Genomic DNA, 13099 nt, shown 5'->3' on the forward strand with positions numbered 1-13099 from the left:
GTGTGTGATTTTGATATTACAAATCTGCTGCCAAAAAATGTAACCTCCCATTTATGGATTAATTATTGTACAGTTAAACGCAGACACCCTTTGTAAATTTGCATTTATTCCCATTATATGAAGATCTTTTTTCGCCTCTTACCCTGGTTAATTCTCCTGATTGCAGGTTACTTATTTATCGCTAAAAAGTTCAGTATCAATACCTCTGTAGAAAGTAAACATCAGCTACTGGTCGAGAAAATTGAGGCTATAGGTAAACTGGAACTGGTTAAGTATCAAATTAGTGACGTTTTGGAGCACAAAAACAAAACAGATTTTTTGCCGGAAGCCAGTGTCTTGCTAATTGTTAAAGCCGAAGCAGTGGGTTGTATCGATTTAACTAAAATTACCCGCGAAGATATCCGTATTGATGCCGATACAGCTGTAGTAAATTTGCCACAGCCCGAAATCTGTTATGTCAAAATTGATCATAAGAACTCGCGTGTGTACGATACCAAAATGGCCTTCTTCAGGGAAGCTGATCTGGTAGATGAAGCTTATAAAGCAGCAGAGAGAAAGGTAGCTGCTGAGGTGAAAAAGTCGGATATTTTAACGCAGACTAAAACCAATGCGACCAATGTATTGAAACCGATTATTGAAGGCTTGGGCTACAAAAATGTGAGGCTGAGTTTTGAGTAGGGTAGAAGGTAGAAGGTTTAGGGTGTAGGGTTTAAAGTTTTTAAGGAGGAAGGTTATCCTCAAACCGTCATCCTGATCCGATAGCTATCTGATTTATTTCAGGGTCTCAATACTTAATAAGAGATGCTGAAACAAGTTCAGCATGACGACTTAATTAAAAATTACGTCAAAAAATCCTCGCGGTGTGGATTGAAAATATCAACCAGTAATCCGGCTTCCAGGCATACCACACCATGATATACATTTGATGGTGCAAAGAAAACATCGCCTTCGTTCAATATTTTTTTATCCTCGCCCATACTCACTTCAAAGCTTCCTTTAGCCACATAACTCATTTGGAGGTGGGGGTGGTTGTGTACCGATCCGATAGCGCCTTGTTCAAAAGCAACTTTAACCAACATTAACTGATCATCATATGCCATGATTTTCCGCTTTACGCCAGCGCCTAAGTCTTCCCAGCTGATATCGTTATCTGAAATTAATGTTTTATTGGCTAAATCTTTGAAATTCATTTTTTATAAGTTATGTCATGTTGAGCTTGTCGAAACACTACGATTGTCCTTCGACAGGCTCAGGATGACAATTTAACAAAAACCTAAACCAAATACTCAAACAAAGTCTGATCCTGGTTCAATTCGATAATTTCGAATTTAAAATCTCTCATGCGTTGCAGTAAGCTGGCGTAATCGTTTTTATTCGAAAGCTCAATACCTACCAGCGCCGGACCATTTTCCCTGTTGGTTTTTTTAATAAACTCAAAACGGGTAATGTCATCCTGAGGGCCTAAAACTTCGTTCACAAATAATTTTAAAGCACCTGGCCTTTGTGGGAAACGTACAATGAAATAATGTTTCAGCCCTTCGAAAAGTAAAGATTTCTCTTTAATCTCCTGCATACGCTCTATGTCGTTGTTTCCGCCGCTAACAATACAAACTATTGTTTTACCAGCAATCTGCTCTCTTAGCTGATCTAAAGCCGCTACAGACAGTGCTCCGGCAGGTTCTACTACAATTGCATCCTCATTATACAATTTTAAGATGGTGGTACAGATTTTTCCTTCCGGAATCAAGTGCATCTGATCCAGCAATTCCTTACAGTATTCGTAGGTAATGTGGCCAATCCTTTTTACTGCAGCTCCATCTACAAAGCGGTCTATCTCATCTAAAGTAAAAGGACCACCATGCTCCATCGCTGTAACCATTGATGGAGCACCGAGAGGCTCAACGCCCACCAGTTTAACATCAGGTTTAACCGTTTTCAGGTAAGCACTTACGCCTGATGCCAGGCCTCCACCACCAACAGGCATAACCACCATATCTAAATCTGGCAGATCTTCAAAAATTTCTACTCCTACAGTAGCCTGTCCTTCAATTACCTTTTCATCGTCAAAGGGCGGAATAAATGTAGCATTGTGTGCCGCACTGTAGGCCAGGGCTTCCTTCAAACAATCATCGAAAGTATCGCCAACTAACACCACTTCCACATTTTCGCCACCAAACATATACGTTTGTTTTACCTTTTGTTTCGGCGTGATTTCGGGCATAAAAATTACACCTTTAATGCCCAGTTTTTTGCAGGAGTAAGCCACACCCTGCGCATGATTTCCGGCACTTGCACAAACTACCCCGTTTACTAACAATTCCTGAGGCAACGAACTAATTTTATTGTAAGCACCACGCAGTTTGTAAGAGCGTACAATCTGCAAATCTTCTCTTTTTAAATAAATATTGGCATTGTAGTAAGAAGAAAGTCCGGCATTAAACTCAAGCGGGGTACGTTTTACCACGTTTTTGAGTCTTTCAGATGCAGATTTAAAATCTAATGTATGTGGTGTTGTAGTGTTCATTTTTATAGTATCAAGTAGGGAGAATCTGGTATCAAGATCAGTGTTCTCCTATATTTTTCTTTTCGTCATCGCGAGGTACGAAGCAATCTTAAAGCGTTAGGTTTACTAACAGCTATAGTAGTAGGATTGCTTCGTGCCTCGCAATGATGAGTTGTTGCTAGGCTAAATGCAGCGCAACCAATTGGTTCAAATCAGTATCGTTAATGCCTTGTTTGCTATCGGCCAAAACCAAAAACTGTTTGTAAACAATATCCAGGTGTTCTTTTTCTAATTTATGGCCTAAGCGCTCTAAATGGTGTTTTAAGGCATGGCGACCGCTTCTTGCTGTTAAAACAATGGTCGCATCAGGGAAACCAACATCTTCTGGTTTAATAATTTCATAGTTTTCGCGGTTTTTTAAGAAACCATCCTGGTGAATGCCTGAACTGTGCGAAAATGCATTGGCACCAACAATAGCTTTGTTAGGCTGAACTGGCATATTCATCTGGTTTCTCACCGTGTGGCTGATATCGTAAAACTGGGTCGCATCAATGCTGGTGTTTAAGCCCAACACCTTGTGGGTTTTTAAAATCATCACCACTTCTTCCATTGAGGTGTTACCTGCGCGCTCGCCAATACCGTTAATGGTACATTCTACCTGGCGGGCACCATTTTGTAAACCGGCAATAGAATTGGCTGTAGCCAGACCTAAATCGTTGTGGCAGTGAACCGAAATAATGGCGTTATCGATATTTTTAACATTTTCCTTTAAGAAAAGGATTTTTGAACCATACTGGTCTGGTAAGCAATAACCGTTAGTATCGGGAATGTTTACCACAGTTGCACCGGCAGCAATTACGGCCTCAACCATTTTAGCTAAAAATTCGATATCGGCACGGCCGGCATCTTCTGCGTAAAACTCAACATCTTCTACATATTTTTTGGCATATTTTACCGCTTCAACCGCACGGGCTAAGATATCTTCGCGGGTACTGTTAAATTTATGTTTAATGTGGAAATCAGAAGAACCAATTCCGGTGTGGATACGTGGTCTTTTGGCATAACGCAAAGCATCGGCAGCCACATCGATATCGTTTTTATTGGCGCGGGTTAAGGCACAGATAATCGGGTCGTTAACCGCTTTTGATAACTCAATAACGCTGTTGAAATCGCCCGGGCTTGATACCGGGAAGCCTGCTTCAATCACATCTACCCCTAAAAGCTCGAGTGATTTTGCGATTTCTACTTTTTGGTTTGTATCTAACTGGCAGCCTGGAACCTGCTCCCCGTCACGTAACGTCGTGTCGAAAATATAAACTTTATTCGGGTCGTGAATCATAATCTAAGTTTTAGGATGTGATTAATTTTTGTGATAAGAATTTCAATACCAATTTACCCATTTCGGCAGTGCCTAACACTTTAAAACGGTTAGTGGTTTGGTCGGCTATATCATGTGTTCTGAAACCTTCTTTCAATACCTGGTCAACAGTATCAACCAATAGTTTCGCTTCTTCTTTAAGTCCGAAACCAATTTCGAGCATTAAAGCAGCCGATAGGATAGAAGCCAACGGGTTGGCCAAATCTTTACCGGCAATATCGTGTGCAGAACCGTGGATAGGCTCAAAGAAACCTGTGCTTTCGCCAACAGAAGCCGAGGCCAGCATACCCATCGAACCTGCAATTTGCGAAGCCTCGTCTGTTAAAATATCCCCAAATAAGTTAGCGGTTAATACCACGTCGAACTTTTTCGGGTTTTTAATCAGCTGCATGGCTGCATTATCGATAAACATGTGCTCCGTTTCTACATCAGGGTATTGTTTGGCAATTTCCTGAACGGTTTCGCGCCATAAGCGTGAGCTTTCCAAAACATTGGCTTTATCTACCGAACATAATCTTTTGTTACGTTGTTGTGCGGCCTGGTAGGCTTTATGCGCAATACGTTCTACTTCGTAGCGGTGGTAGATCATTAAATCTGAAGCGGTGTTTCTGTCTTCAGAACGATTTTTCTCTCCAAAATAAACATCACCTGTTAACTCACGGAAGAACAAAATATCGGTTCCTCTTAAAATTTCTGGTTTAATGCTCGATGCCTGAAGAAGTTCATCAAATAGTAATATCGGACGGAGATTGGCAAACAGACCCAATTCTTTGCGGATTTTTAATAAACCTTGTTCAGGTCTAACTTTTAAACTCGGATCATTATCGTATTTGGCATGGCCAATGGCGCCAAATAAAATAGCATCGCTTTGTCTTGCCTTTTCTAAAGTCTCATCTGGCAGAGGTTCGCCGGTAACTTCGATAGCCGCGTGGCCCATTAAAGCTTCTTCAAACACAAACTCATGGCCAAAAATTTCGGCAATTTTTTCTAATGCTGCTTTTCCCCAGGTAGTGACTTCGGGGCCAATACCATCTCCAGGTATTACTAAAATGTTCTTCTTCATGTTAAATTTCTCCTTTGCCAGATCAGGATTTGAAGGATTTAAAGTTTGTAGGATTTTGCCTTTAGCTCTAAATTCATCTTCGTGCCCTGTTAGCTCAATATTTCTATATTTAAACTTTCGACGACTTTTACTTCGCCTTTTTCCAATACTATTCTTTTTTCGAGGCAGGTTGGCAGCTGCGATTCAAAATGGCCAACATAAATTACGGTCATGCCGTTGCTGCACAATTCATCAACCAGTTGGTTAAAACGTTGTGTTTGCTGCAGGTCTAAGCCCTGACATGGTTCATCCAGAATTAACAATTCGGGATTTTTGATGATGGTTCTGGCCAGCAAAACCAGTCGCTGTTTACCCAATGGCAATGAGGTTAACAGTTCATTTTTACTTTCAGTTAAACCAAAATATTCAACCAGTTCATCAACTTGGCTGCTTTTGGTGTAAGGCAATTGCTGAAACAGGCCTACAGTATCGTAAAAGCCCGAAGCAATACTTTGCCAAACGGTGGCTGTGGCATCGAAATACCAGTGAAACTCTGGCGAAATGAGCCCAATGTGCTGCTTAATGTCCCAAATGCTCTCACCACTTCCACGACGGTTGCCAAAGAGATACAGCTCATTGGCATACGATTGGGGATGATCGCCATTTACCAGACTTAGTAAAGTAGATTTACCTGAACCATTATGCCCCTGTAAAAGCCATTTTTCGCCAGCCTTAACTTCCCAGTTGATGTTTTTTAGTACCTGTTTATCGCCATAGCTGATGTTTACATCAACCATTTTAACAATATTATCTGACGCATAAACCGGCGATTCTTTTAAAAAGTCAGGAATTACCCGGTTGTGCGTTTCGAAAGCAGCCAGTGTGTTTTCCCTGGTATAAGCCGTTTCGATTTGTCCGTCTTTAATTTCGGCAAAACGGTGAATAGAGGTTGGCAGCTCCTGATCATTGCTGATTAAAATCAGCTGCACACCTTCTTCTGCAATCTGATCGAGCAGCATGTTCAGGTTTTTACGCGATGCGGCATCTAAACCTGTATAAGGTTGATCGATAACCAACAACTGCGGTTTTAACCACAAAGCCTTAACCAGTTGTAATTTTTTGTGCTCGCCGCTCGACAGTTCAATCAACTGCGAACTGGCAAAAGTAGAAAAACCCAGGGCTTCTAAAATCGGTTCAACCCGATCGAAGTGAAGTCCTTTTTCTTTTCCAAAAAGTACCAGTTCGGCGTGTACGGTTAAAGTATCTTTCGCCTGTTGGCTGGTATAGCGTTGCTGATAATAAAAGTTGGCAACACCTTCTAAGTTTTTAAACTGGTACCAGCTGTCAACAAACAAAACTTCCGCTGGTAGCTTGCTTAACGGGTCGAAATCAATTTCAATACTTCCCTGTGCGGCAGTTAAGCCTGCTATGGCTTTCGCCAAAGCTGTTTTTCCGCTGCCACTTTCGCCCCACAAAACCCAGTTTTCGCCAACATTTATTTCCCAATACAAGTCCTTCAGCACCGCTTTATTGCGGTAACTCAAGTTTAGGTCTTGTATGTAAACAAATGGTTTAAACATTATCTTGCTTGTTCGAATGTTTCGATTAATTGTTTTTGAGCGAGGATGAAATCAATATCATCGTAACCGTTTATTAAACATGATTTTTTATAAGGATTAATCTCGAAAGATTCTTTTGCACCGGTATCTACAATGGTAACGGTTTGATTTTCGAGATCCACTTCTAAGGCTGATTGTGCATTAGCATCAACTGATTTAAAGATTTGTGCTAAAAAATCGTCGCTAACCTGGATTGGCAGCAAACCATTGTTTAAGGCATTTCCTTTAAAAATATCGGCAAAGAAACTGCTGATTACGGCATCAAAACCTGCATCCTGAATAGCCCAGGCTGCGTGCTCGCGGCTACTGCCACAACCAAAGTTTTTACCGGCAACCAAAACCCGGCCGCTGTAGGTTGGGTTATTCATTACAAACTCTGGCTTCGGTGTGTTGTCGCCGTTATAACGCCAATCGCGAAACAGGTTTTCGCCAAATCCCTCGCGCGTGGTAGCTTTTAGAAACCTGGCCGGAATAATCTGGTCGGTATCTATATTTTCTATGTTTAAAGGCACTACTGCCGATGTTAATTTTGTGAATTTTTTCATTTTTTAATGATGATTACACAGATTTAAATAATTTCACCGATTAAGGTGATTTCACTAATTTTTTATTTTTTGACCTTAAACCTTCTACCTTACCACCTTCTACCTTTTAAAGGCTTTAACTCTTATTCTTCTGTAGTCGGCTATCCATTCTCCGTTAATAAAGTAACCGGGTTTCAGGATTTCAACTGCCAGTTTTTTGATGGCTTCGGCCTGCGTTTCGTTTAAATTTTTAAAAGCATGCTGGGCAAACTGGTTAATCCAAATATACATACCTGCTTCGCCAATCAGTTTGGTAGGTCTGTCAAACAACCACACCTGCTCTACTTCAAAACCTTTCGATTCGAGCAGGGTAGTATAGGTGCTAACTGACGGGAAGTACCAGAAGTTGGTTACTACCTGATCTGAAAAACCCAATTGACTGGCTGCGGTTGCAATGGCATCAGTAATGCTTTTCACATTTCTGTTGCCACCGAATTCGGCTACTAATCTGCCGCCAGGTTTTAAGCTTTTAAATAAACCTTCGGTTAAGGCCTGCTGGTTTTCAATCCAGTGAAAAGTAGCGTTGCTAAAAATGGCATCGAAGTTTTCCTGATAGGGAAGGTGTGCTCCATCTACCACTTCAAAGCTGAGGTTGGGATACGCGGCTTTTGCATTGGCTACCATATCGGCAGAGGCATCGGTTCCCAGAACCAGTGCACCACTTGCTGCAATCTGTGCCGCCAGCTGACCTGTGCCACAGCCTACATCCAAAATATGCTCGCCACTTTGCGGCGCCAGCCATTGCAATACATCTGCCCCGTAATCTGATACGAAGTGATGCTGCTTATCGTATAATGTTGCATCCCAAACTATTTCTGGCATAACTAATTTTCTTTAATATTTTACTATTCTATAGACATATAAACGATTTAAGTTTATAGTCGTGCACTTAACATTCAGCCTTCTACCTCTACATAGTGCTCAACGGTTGGAAAAGGATCATAAAAATGATGCAATAACTTTTTCCAATCCTGATAAGCTGCGGAAGCTCTAAAGCCTACTGTATGATCTTCGAGTGTTTCCCAGTTCACCAGCAGGATGTATTTATCGGCAACCTCAAAACACTTTTTTAGCTGATGTGAAATGTAGCCATCCATCGAACTGATTATTTTTTCGGCCTGGTTAAAGGCTTTTTCAAAATCGGTGGATAAACCCGGCTTTACATTTAATATGGCAACTTCAAGTATCATGTTTTTGAATTGTCATGATGAGGAATCAAGCACCTGCTTATTCTTCAACATGACAGTTTATTTTAAGCCTTTTCAAGCATTTCTCTTACATCCGTAATTTTTCCGGTAACGGCAGCAGCAGCGGCAGTTAAAGGACTTGCTAACAAAGTACGGGCGTTTTGTCCCTGTCTACCTTCGAAATTTCTGTTCGATGTAGACACACAATATTTACCAGCCGGGATTTTATCTTCATTCATCCCTAAACAGGCACTACAACCCGGCTCACGTAACTGGAAACCTGCAGCTTCGAAAATTTTATCCAAACCTTCGTTTTTAGCTTGCTGTTCTACTTGTTTCGAACCCGGAACAATCCACACGGTAACATTTTCCGCTTTGTGTTTGTCTTTTACAAAGTTGGCCACCTCGCGCAAATCTTCGATGCGTGAATTGGTACAGCTACCGATGAAAACATAATCAATTGGTTTACCAATTAAAGCAGAGTCATCATCAAAGCCCATATAATCCAAAGCTTTTTTGTATGATACTTTTTCGGTTTCGGGTTGTGCTGCGGTTGCAGGAATATGTTCCTGGATACCCATTCCCATACCCGGGTTGGTACCATAAGTAATCATTGGCGCAATATCTGCAGCATTGAAAGTTAAAACACTATCAAATTTTGCATCTGCATCGCTGTATAAAGTTTTCCAGTAAGCTAAAGCTTTATCCCACTCTTCGCCTGCCGGAGCAAACTCACGTCCTTTAATGTAATCGAAAGTAATTTGATCTGGTGCGATTAAACCGCCACGGGCACCCATTTCGATACTCATGTTGCAGATCGTCATGCGGGCTTCCATGCTTAAAGATTCAATTGCTGAACCTGCATACTCAATAAAGTAGCCGGTACCACCTGCAGCAGAAATCTGAGCAATGATGTATAAAATAATATCTTTTGCGCCAACACCTTTACCAAGCTCGCCGTTAACCTCAATTTTCATGGTTTTCGGTTTCGATTGCAACAAGCATTGGGTAGCAAAAACCTGCTCTACCTGCGAAGTTCCGATACCAAAGGCAATGGCACCAAAAGCACCATGCGTAGAAGTATGGCTATCGCCGCAAACCATAGTTTTTCCAGGTAGCGTAATACCTAACTCAGGACCAATTACGTGAACAATGCCCTGAAACGGATGGCCCAGACCATACAATTCGACACCAAATTCAGCGCAGTTTTTGGTTAGCATATCTACCTGATAGCGTGAAAGCTCTTCTTTAATGGGCAATAGCTGATTTAACGTTGGTACGTTGTGATCGGCAGTAGCCACAGTTTGTTTCGGACGGAAAACAGGTAATCCTCTTTTACGCAAACCATCAAAAGCTTGCGGAGAGGTAACCTCATGGATCAGGTGCGTATCAATGTATAAAATATCAGGAAACCCTTCCTCACTTTTTACAACGTGTGCATCCCAAATTTTTTCTACTAATGTTTTTGACATTTTTTATGAATTTTTTAAACCTAACAGGTTTCAAAAACCTGTTAGGTTTGGTTTTAACTATGCAGTTTTAATTGCTTTCATGGCAGTCATGGCTTTACGTAAAGTAGCACCAATCTGCTCAACCTCGTGAGAACGGATCGCTTCGTTCACTTCAATTAGTTGTCTGTTATCTACAGCACCATCTTTACCTGCGTTAAAGTTTTTACCTACAATATCGGTATCAACTTTTTTCATGAAATCGCCTAAAAGCGGTTTACAAGCCTGATCGAATAAATAACAACCATATTCAGCAGTATCAGAAATTACACGGTTCATTTCGAATAATTTTTTACGTGCAATGGTATTGGCAATAAGTGGTGTTTCGTGTAACGACTCGTAGTAAGCCGATTCTGGTTTAATACCAGCCTGTACCATGGTTTCGAAAGCCAATTCAACACCGGCACGTACAAAAGCAACCATTAAAAGGTAGTTGTCGAAATATTCCTGCTCACCGATTTTAACATCACCAGCCGGAGTTTTTTCGAAAGCAGTTTCGCCGGTTTCAGCTCTCCAGGCCAATAGGTTTTTATCGCCATTTGCCCAATCTTCCATCATGATACGGCTAAATTCGCCACTCATAATATCATCCTGGTGTTTTTGGAACAACGGACGCATAATGTCTTTCAACTCTTCAGAGATTTCGAAAGCTTTGATTTTAGCAATGTTGCTTAATCTATCCATCATGGCCGTAATACCACCTTGTTTTAAGGCTTCGGTAATTACTTCAACACCATACTGAACCAATTTAGAAGCATAACCTGCATCGATTCCTTTTTCTACCATTTTATCGAAAGAAAGGATAGAACCAGTTTGTAATAAACCACAAAGGATGGTTTGCTCACCCATTAAATCAGATTTTACCTCGGCTACGAAAGATGATTTTAATACACCAGCTCTGTGACCACCAGTACCTACGCAATACGCCTTAGCCTGAGCTAAACCTTTGCCCTGAGGATCGTTTTCAGGGTGAACCGCAATTAGGGTTGGTACACCAAAACCTCTTACATACTCTGCTCTAACTTCACTACCCGGGCATTTAGGCGCCACCATAATTACAGTTAAATCTTTACGGATTTGCATACCTTCTTCAACGATGTTGAAACCGTGTGAATACAATAAAGTTGCACCTTCTTTCATTAAAGGCATAACCGCATTTACCACTGCAGTGTGTTGTTTATCTGGGGTAAGGTTAATTACCACGTCAGCAGTTGGGATCAATTCTTCGTAGGTACCTACTTTAAAGTTGTTTTCAGTAGCATTTTTCCACGAATCTCTTTTACCTTCAATCGCTTCTTTACGCAATGTATAACTAACATCTAAACCGCTGTCTCTTAAATTTAAACCTTGGTTTAAGCCTTGTGCTCCGCAACCTACAACTACCAGTTTTTTACCTTTTAGTGCGCTTACGCCATCTAAAAATTCAGCACTGTCCATAAAGTCGCAAACGCCTAATTGGTTTAATTTTTCTCTAAGCGGTAATGTGTTAAAATAATTTGCCATTGTTTTTATTGGTTAATTTCTATTTAATTATCGGGTTTATATTTTCTTTTTTGGTTGATTTCACTGATTTAGTGATTTCACCGATTTTTTATTTTATATCTTCTTCTTTAATGCAGAGGCGTAACCGTAGTGCACATTATCGTGCCCGATGGTGGTAATCAATACCTCTTCAATGCTGTTCAACTGTACACCGTAGGTTGCCGTTAAAAAAGGCGTAATGTTCGCAAATGTTCCTTTTGCATAATCGGCTTTAATGGTTTCAATACTTGTTAAAGCTATAGCCTTCAGCTCTGCTACTTCTGCTTCGCTAACAGTATAAGTTGGTTTAGTGTCTTTTTTGTAGAACTCATTAAACTTTACAGCGCTTGCATCGGGCCAGATACCGGTACGGAAATAACAAAGTGTTTGCGTGCTCACTACAATGTGGCCAAAGTTCCAGATGATGTTGTTGTTGTAACCATCGGGAATTTTATTCAATTGTTCGATAGTTAAGCTATCAAGCAACTTAATAAATGCCGTTCTTGAGTTGATAATAAATTCAAATATCTGGTTCATGTTGCTTTCTGGCTTAATTAGTATTTTCGCTTTGGTCTTTAGCCTCCGAGCTTTCAGTTTCACTTAACTCTTCGTTAAAGATAATTTTGTTGTAAAAGGGATCGTTTACAGTTACTGCCCATGTACCGTAAAATGTTTTTTCAAGTCCGGGGCGGTTGTATTTGTAATTTTTATCAATCAGGGTTTTATGAAATGCTTTCAAGCCGGTGCAAACCACAAATACGCTTCCTCCCGGAGAACAATCGCCATGATGCTGACTTAAATGTAATTCTATACCATTTAACGAAACTTGCATGTAAATGGGTGCATTTTCATCAAAAGTATGTTCCCAGTCTATTTTAAAGCCAAGCCAGTTCACGTAAAACTCGATAGCTTTATCGTAATCGAATATTCTTAAAACTGGTATGGCTTTATCGCATTTCATATTCTAAACTTATCGTCATTGCGAGGCTGGGTTGTGTGAGCCGAAGCAATCTCATTTTGAATTCTTAAAAAGATTGCTTCGTCGTTCCTCCTCGCAATGACGTTTTGGCTTTACATTGTAAAAATCTTCTGTCCTTTATCTAAAAACTCATTTTCTACCAGTTCTTCACCTGGTTCAAAAGCTTCAAATTCTTTTAATTTTTCGTGGAAACCAGCGCTGTCTTTAATAATGGCAACTCTTGCCGAACGCACAAACTCAATTAATTCGTAAGGTTCTAAAGCTTTTACCAGGGCATCAGTCTCTTCGCGGTGACCCGTTACTGCAAAAACAGTATAATCTTTACGAATCACTACAGCGCTGGCACCATATTGCCTTAATAAACGCTCAACAGTTACTCTTTCTGCAATTTCATCGGTAGAAACTTTGTAAAGTGCCAGTTCCTGCCAGATAATCTCGTCGTTGGTATTAAAATAAACTTTCAATACCTCGATTTGCTTCTCAATTTGGCGGGCCAGTTTCCGTATAACTTCATAGCTTTCGTGAATGACGATGTTGAAACGGTGGATACCATCAATTTCAGAAGGAGAGGTGTTAAGGCTTTCGATGTTAATTTTTCTTTTAGAGAAAATAATCGCAATCCTGTTTAATAAACCGATGCGGTTTTCGGCATAAACCGTAATGGTGTATTCCTGCTTACCTTCTAAATCGGCCTTATCTATTTTATGTTCAATTGTGTTTTCAGTACTCATGATAATTTCTTTTTAACTTTTCGTCATTTCGACCTTTTGGAGAAATC

At 40.5% G+C, this 13099-nt stretch carries 14 protein-coding genes; 1 reads left to right on the forward strand and 13 read right to left on the reverse strand.

The features are described 5' to 3' along the window. The first annotated feature begins 117 nt into the window (after positions 1–117). Entirely contained in the window at positions 118–678 is a 561-nt protein-coding gene (locus BLR37_RS06865) for a DUF4230 domain-containing protein (protein WP_090766230.1), read from the forward strand. Positions 679–839: 161 nt separating this feature from the next. On the opposite strand, the gene BLR37_RS06870 is transcribed toward BLR37_RS06865, so the two are convergent. The 13 genes from BLR37_RS06870 to ilvN form a co-directional block, all read right to left on the reverse strand. Then, entirely contained in the window at positions 840–1190 is a 351-nt protein-coding gene (locus BLR37_RS06870) for a cupin domain-containing protein (protein ID WP_090766232.1), read from the reverse strand. A gap of 83 nt (positions 1191–1273) precedes the next feature. Then, entirely contained in the window at positions 1274–2524 is a 1251-nt protein-coding gene (gene ilvA, locus BLR37_RS06875) for a threonine ammonia-lyase IlvA (protein WP_090766235.1), read from the reverse strand. A 157-nt stretch (positions 2525–2681) separates the two neighbouring features. Further along, entirely contained in the window at positions 2682–3842 is a 1161-nt protein-coding gene (locus BLR37_RS06880; RefSeq protein WP_082018707.1) for a 2-isopropylmalate synthase, read from the reverse strand. 10 nt (positions 3843–3852) lie between these two features. After that, entirely contained in the window at positions 3853–4944 is a 1092-nt protein-coding gene (leuB, locus tag BLR37_RS06885; RefSeq protein WP_039481945.1) for a 3-isopropylmalate dehydrogenase, read from the reverse strand. Positions 4945–5033: 89 nt separating this feature from the next. Further along, complete coding sequence (locus BLR37_RS06890) at positions 5034–6467, reverse strand: ATP-binding cassette domain-containing protein (RefSeq protein ID WP_341844511.1); 1434 nt, start codon at positions 6465–6467, stop codon at positions 5034–5036. Positions 6468–6502: 35 nt separating this feature from the next. Beyond that, positions 6503–7087 (reverse strand): 3-isopropylmalate dehydratase small subunit, encoded by a 585-nt coding sequence (gene leuD, locus BLR37_RS06895; protein WP_090766241.1) that lies wholly within the window; start codon positions 7085–7087, stop codon positions 6503–6505. 99 nt (positions 7088–7186) lie between these two features. Beyond that, entirely contained in the window at positions 7187–7948 is a 762-nt protein-coding gene (locus tag BLR37_RS06900; protein ID WP_090766243.1) for a class I SAM-dependent methyltransferase, read from the reverse strand. A gap of 74 nt (positions 7949–8022) precedes the next feature. Then, entirely contained in the window at positions 8023–8316 is a 294-nt protein-coding gene (locus BLR37_RS06905; RefSeq protein ID WP_090766246.1) for an antibiotic biosynthesis monooxygenase family protein, read from the reverse strand. 62 nt (positions 8317–8378) lie between these two features. Further along, a complete protein-coding gene (gene leuC, locus BLR37_RS06910; RefSeq protein ID WP_090766248.1) occupies positions 8379–9785 on the reverse strand; it encodes a 3-isopropylmalate dehydratase large subunit in 1407 nt (468 codons plus the stop codon). Between the two features lie 57 nt (positions 9786–9842). Further along, positions 9843–11324 carry a ketol-acid reductoisomerase gene (gene ilvC, locus BLR37_RS06915; protein ID WP_090766251.1) on the reverse strand — a complete coding sequence of 494 codons (1482 nt, stop codon included), beginning with the start codon at positions 11322–11324 and terminating at the stop codon, positions 9843–9845. Between the two features lie 93 nt (positions 11325–11417). Further along, on the reverse strand, positions 11418–11879 hold the full coding sequence (locus BLR37_RS06920) for a DinB family protein (protein WP_090766253.1): 462 nt from the start codon (positions 11877–11879) through the stop codon (positions 11418–11420). Positions 11880–11892: 13 nt separating this feature from the next. Further along, entirely contained in the window at positions 11893–12303 is a 411-nt protein-coding gene (locus tag BLR37_RS06925; protein WP_090766256.1) for a glyoxalase superfamily protein, read from the reverse strand. Positions 12304–12413: 110 nt separating this feature from the next. Beyond that, on the reverse strand, positions 12414–13052 hold the full coding sequence (gene ilvN / locus BLR37_RS06930) for an acetolactate synthase small subunit (protein ID WP_090766262.1): 639 nt from the start codon (positions 13050–13052) through the stop codon (positions 12414–12416). Positions 13053–13099 lie beyond the last annotated feature (47 nt).

This window comes from Pedobacter soli, from assembly GCF_900101435.1.
GTDB lineage: Bacteria > Bacteroidota > Bacteroidia > Sphingobacteriales > Sphingobacteriaceae > Pedobacter > Pedobacter soli.

Coding starts and splice junctions, on each gene's coding strand:
- BLR37_RS06905 (WP_090766246.1), bottom strand. CDS start 8,316: ATGATACTTGAAGTTGCCATATTAAATGTAAAGCCGGGTTTATCCACC.
- BLR37_RS06900 (WP_090766243.1), bottom strand. CDS start 7,948: ATGCCAGAAATAGTTTGGGATGCAACATTATACGATAAGCAGCATCAC.
- ilvA (WP_090766235.1), bottom strand. CDS start 2,524: ATGAACACTACAACACCACATACATTAGATTTTAAATCTGCATCTGAA.
- BLR37_RS06865 (WP_090766230.1), top strand. CDS start 118: ATGAAGATCTTTTTTCGCCTCTTACCCTGGTTAATTCTCCTGATTGCA.
- leuC (WP_090766248.1), bottom strand. CDS start 9,785: ATGTCAAAAACATTAGTAGAAAAAATTTGGGATGCACACGTTGTAAAA.
- BLR37_RS06925 (WP_090766256.1), bottom strand. CDS start 12,303: ATGAAATGCGATAAAGCCATACCAGTTTTAAGAATATTCGATTACGAT.
- BLR37_RS06870 (WP_090766232.1), bottom strand. CDS start 1,190: ATGAATTTCAAAGATTTAGCCAATAAAACATTAATTTCAGATAACGAT.
- BLR37_RS06880 (WP_082018707.1), bottom strand. CDS start 3,842: ATGATTCACGACCCGAATAAAGTTTATATTTTCGACACGACGTTACGT.
- ilvN (WP_090766262.1), bottom strand. CDS start 13,052: ATGAGTACTGAAAACACAATTGAACATAAAATAGATAAGGCCGATTTA.
- ilvC (WP_090766251.1), bottom strand. CDS start 11,324: ATGGCAAATTATTTTAACACATTACCGCTTAGAGAAAAATTAAACCAA.
- leuD (WP_090766241.1), bottom strand. CDS start 7,087: ATGAAAAAATTCACAAAATTAACATCGGCAGTAGTGCCTTTAAACATA.
- BLR37_RS06920 (WP_090766253.1), bottom strand. CDS start 11,879: ATGAACCAGATATTTGAATTTATTATCAACTCAAGAACGGCATTTATT.
- leuB (WP_039481945.1), bottom strand. CDS start 4,944: ATGAAGAAGAACATTTTAGTAATACCTGGAGATGGTATTGGCCCCGAA.